The 3,940-nt window shown below is 66.0% G+C and carries 5 protein-coding genes; 1 reads left to right on the top strand and 4 read right to left on the bottom strand.

Annotation, left to right across the window (positions count from 1 at the left end; genetic code table 11):
- Positions 1–150: 150 nt before the first annotated feature.
- Genes ACREB7_RS20695 through rpmF form a run of 3 tightly spaced genes read right to left on the bottom strand, consistent with a single transcriptional unit; the run spans position 151 to position 2,349 of the window.
- A complete protein-coding gene (locus tag ACREB7_RS20695; RefSeq protein WP_431594142.1) occupies positions 151–1,116 on the bottom strand; it encodes a beta-ketoacyl-ACP synthase III in 966 nt (321 codons plus the stop codon).
- Complete coding sequence (gene plsX / locus ACREB7_RS20700; protein WP_431594143.1) at positions 1,113–2,147, bottom strand: phosphate acyltransferase PlsX; 1,035 nt, start codon at positions 2,145–2,147, stop codon at positions 1,113–1,115. Before plsX ends, ACREB7_RS20695 begins: the two co-directional genes overlap by 4 nt.
- Before the next feature lie 22 nt (positions 2,148–2,169).
- Positions 2,170–2,349, bottom strand: a complete 180-nt coding sequence (rpmF, locus tag ACREB7_RS20705; RefSeq protein WP_077147026.1) for a 50S ribosomal protein L32 — start codon at positions 2,347–2,349, stop codon at positions 2,170–2,172.
- A gap of 312 nt (positions 2,350–2,661) precedes the next feature.
- Between rpmF and ACREB7_RS20710 the strand changes: the two genes are divergently transcribed.
- Complete coding sequence (locus ACREB7_RS20710; protein WP_431594144.1) at positions 2,662–3,102, top strand: MAPEG family protein; 441 nt, start codon at positions 2,662–2,664, stop codon at positions 3,100–3,102.
- Between the two features lie 33 nt (positions 3,103–3,135).
- Here the strand turns inward: ACREB7_RS20710 and ACREB7_RS20715 are convergent, their stop codons facing one another.
- Positions 3,136–3,816 (bottom strand): MBL fold metallo-hydrolase, encoded by a 681-nt coding sequence (locus tag ACREB7_RS20715; RefSeq protein WP_431594145.1) that lies wholly within the window; start codon positions 3,814–3,816, stop codon positions 3,136–3,138.
- Between the last annotated feature and the right edge of the window lie 124 nt (positions 3,817–3,940).

A 3,940-nucleotide genomic window follows, 5' to 3' on the forward strand; every position in this document is an offset into this window, starting at 1 on the left:
GGCGGGAGGGGGCGCTCAGAGTCACGTGCCTCTGAACGCGGGTGGGCGCGAGCGAAGCGAGCGTTTGAGACCGCCGAAGCCCACCCCGCTGCGACCAGGAAACAAGTTCCCAAGTCTCGCTGCCCCTCCCGCTTGCGGGAGGGGGGAAACTCAGACCCTGAGGACCGCCGCGCCCCAGGTGAAGCCGCCGCCCATCGCCTCGAGCACGACCAGGTCGCCGCGCTTGATGCGCCCGTCGCGCACCGCGAGGTCGAGCGCCAGCGGCACCGAAGCCGCCGACGTATTGGCGTGCTGGTCGACGGTCAGCACGACGCGTTCGGCGGGCAAACCCAGCTTTTTCGCGGTCGCATCGATGATCCGCTTGTTCGCCTGGTGCGGCACGACCCAGTCGATCTGGTCCGCCGACAGGCCGACGTCGGCCATCACTTCGCCGAGCACCGACGCGAGGTTGGTGACGGCATGGCGGAACACTTCGCGGCCCTGCATGCGGACATGGCCGACAGTGCCGGTGGTCGAGGGGCCACCGTCGACATAGAGCATGTCGCAATATTTGCCCTCGGCATGGAGCCGGGTCGCAAGGATACCGCGATCGTCCTCGACCTCTTCGGCCGAAAGCACGATCGCCCCTGCCCCGTCTCCGAACAGGACGCAGGTGGTACGATCTTCCCAGTCGAGGATACGGCTGAAGGTTTCGCTGCCGATCACCAGCGCGTGCCTGGCGGCGCCGGTGCGCAGCATCGAGTCGGCGACCGACACGGCATAAAGAAAGCCCGAGCAGACCGCCGCGACGTCGAAGGCGATGCAATCGGGCGCGCCGAGGATCGCCTGCACCTTGGTCGCGCTCGCCGGAAAGGTGTTGTCGGGGGTCGCGGTCGCGACGATGATCAGGCCGATATCCGACGCCTCGAGCCCGGCCGCCGCCAGCGCTTCTTGCGCGGCCAGCGCGCCCAGCGTCGCGGTCGTCTCGTCGGGTTCGGCGATGTGGCGAAAGCGGATGCCGGTGCGCTCGACGATCCAGTCGTCGCTGGTGTCGACGCGCTCCGCCAGTTCGGCGTTCGATACGCGGGTGCGCGGCAAGGCGGAGCCGGTGCCGGCGAGAATCGCGCGCAGCGTCATGCGGCGTCGCCGCTGCGGAAATTCGCGAGATCCTCGGTCACCTGACGCGTGATATCCTTCTCGATCAGCTCGGCGCAAAGGTGGACGCAGTTCGCGACCCCCTTCGCATCGGCGCTGCCATGGCTTTTGAGCACGACGCCATTGAGGCCCAGGAACACTGCGCCATTGTGATTATTGGGGTCGAGGTGATGCTTGAGCAATTCGGTCGCAGGGCGCGAGATCAGGAAACCGATCTTCGAACGCGTCGAGCTGGTGAAGGCGCGGCGCAACAGGTCGGTGACGAAGCGCGCCGTCCCCTCGATCGTCTTGAGCGCGATATTGCCCGAAAAACCGTCATGGACGATGACATCAACATCGCCACGAGACAATTTGTCACCTTCGATGAAGCCGGTGAATTCCATCGGCAAGCCGTGTGCTTCGCGCAGCCGCGCCGCAGCATCGCGAATCTCGTCGGTGCCCTTCAGTTCCTCGGTGCCGATATTGAGCAGCGCGACGCGCGGCTTTTCGAGCCCCATGGCGGTGCGCGCATAGGCCGCGCCCATCACGGCGAACTGGATCAGGTTGTTGGCGTCGCAATCGGTATTGGCGCCGAGGTCAAGCATGACGACGTCATTCTCGCCCAGCGTCGGCAGCAGCGCCGCGAGCGCCGGCCGGTCGATCCCCGGCATCGTCCGCAGCGCCAGCTTCGCCATCGCCATCAGCGCGCCGGTGTTCCCCGCCGACACCGCGCCGCCAGCATCGCCGCGCTTCACCGCGTCGATCGCCAGCCCCATCGAGGTGCTTTTCGCCTTGCGCAGCGCCTGGCTCGGCTTGTCCGAACCCGACACCACGCCATCGGTGTGGATGATGTCCGACGCCGCGCGCAGATTCGGGTGGTTTTCGAGCGCCGCCTTGATCTGCACCTCGTCACCGACGAGCAGGAACCGCAGCCCGTCGTGCTGGTGGCGCGCCATCGCGGCACCGGCGAGCATCATGCGCACGCCGACGTCACCGCCCATCGCATCGATCGCGATTCGCGGTGTCAGTGCCATGGTAACGCCCTCCGGCTAATGCTTATGCGCCGACCGACATCACTTCGCGGCCATTATAGTGGCCACAGGCGTTGCAGAGGTTGTGCGGGCGCTTGAGCTCGCCGCAGTTCGGGCATTCCTGATAGGCTTCGACCTTCAGGCTGTCGTGGCTGCGACGCATGCCGCGCTTCGAGGGCGAGGTTTTTCGCTTGGGAACGGCCATGATAATTCCTGCTTATTCAAATGTTTATACGAATCGACACACCCGGATTTGTCACCCCCGTCGCCGGGAATGGCTGGCCCGCCCGCCGCGCCGAAGCTGCTCTTGCCTTGAAATGACAAGAAAATCTTCCGCCGAAGGGTGCCTCAACGCCAATTGGTGTCGGGTGCCGGATCGGGCGGGGCTATAGCGTTTTCGCCCGCAAAGGCAACCCCCGAGCGGGTCTTTCGACGGCGCTTGCCCCGATGCGGCGGGAATGCCACATCTCGCGCACCGCCGGGCGAGCGTCCCGGCCAATGATATGGGGGAAGCGATATGATAATCTTGCCGATCAGCCTGACGATCGCCGCCGGGACGGCGCTGATCAACCTGTGGCTGTCGATGCGCGTCGGGCGCGTGCGCGGGCAGGAAAAAGTGTGGGTCGGCGACGGCGGCAACGAACGCGTCACGCGCCGCATGCGCGCGCACAGCAATTTTGTCGAAAACACCGCCTTCGTGCTGATCCTGCTCGCGCTGGTCGAGCTGGGGCTCGGCTCGTCGGTATGGCTGTGGGCCGCGGGGTCGCTCTATCTGATCGGGCGCGTCCTGCACCCGCTGGGCATGGACGGCATGATGTGGGCGCGCATGGCGGGCACCATCATCACGATGCTGGTCCAGCTCGGCCTCGCGATCACGGCGGTGGCGGCGGTCTATATGACCCCGATGGGCGTGACCGCGACCACGGTCGAAGAGACGGTGGTCGTCGCGCCGAAATGACATGTCCCTCCCCTCCCGCCAGCGGGAGGGGGGTTACGCCCCCATCGCCATGTCGCTGACATAGGGATTCGTCCGCCGTTCGGCGGCGAAATTGCTGTGCGCGCCATGCCCGGGCAGGAAGACGGTGTCGCCGCCGAGCGGCCATAATTTCTGCGTGATCGAATCGAGCAATTGCTGGTGATTGCCGCGCGGGAAATCGGTGCGCCCGATCGATCCCTGGAACAGCACGTCGCCGACGATCGCGAGCTTCGACGGCTTGTGGTAGAACACGACATGCCCCGGCGTGTGCCCGGGGCAATGGATGACGTCGATCGTCAGATTGCCGACGGTCACCGTGTCGCCATCGACCAGCCAGCGGTCGGGCTCGAACGGCTGGCCCTCCATGCCGAAACGCTCGCCGGCGGTGGCGAGACCCTCGATCCAGAAGCGGTCGTCCTCATGCGGCCCCTCGATCGGCACGCCAAGTTCCCGGGCCAGCACGCCCGCCTGCCCGCAATGGTCCATATGGCCATGGGTGACGAGGACCTTCTCGACCTCGACCCCCGTCTGCCGCACCGCCTCGCGCAATTTGTCGAGGTCGCCGCCGGGATCGACGAAGGCGCCCTTGTTGGTCTCGGTACACCACAGCAAGGTGCAATTCTGCTGAAAGGCGGTGACGGGGACGATGGCGGCCCTGAGGGGCGGCTGTGCTTGCGGCGGATTGAGAGCGGTCATGCTCCGCGATGTGGGCAAAGCATGCGGATTTGGCAAGGCTAACGATCCTCCCCGGCACGGGGAGGGGGACCATCGAAGATGGTGGAGGGGCACAGACAGTCGAGCGCTGCGTATGACCTCCCGT

It is taken from the genome of Sphingopyxis sp., from assembly GCF_050725615.1.
Taxonomy (GTDB): Bacteria; Pseudomonadota; Alphaproteobacteria; order Sphingomonadales; family Sphingomonadaceae; genus Sphingopyxis.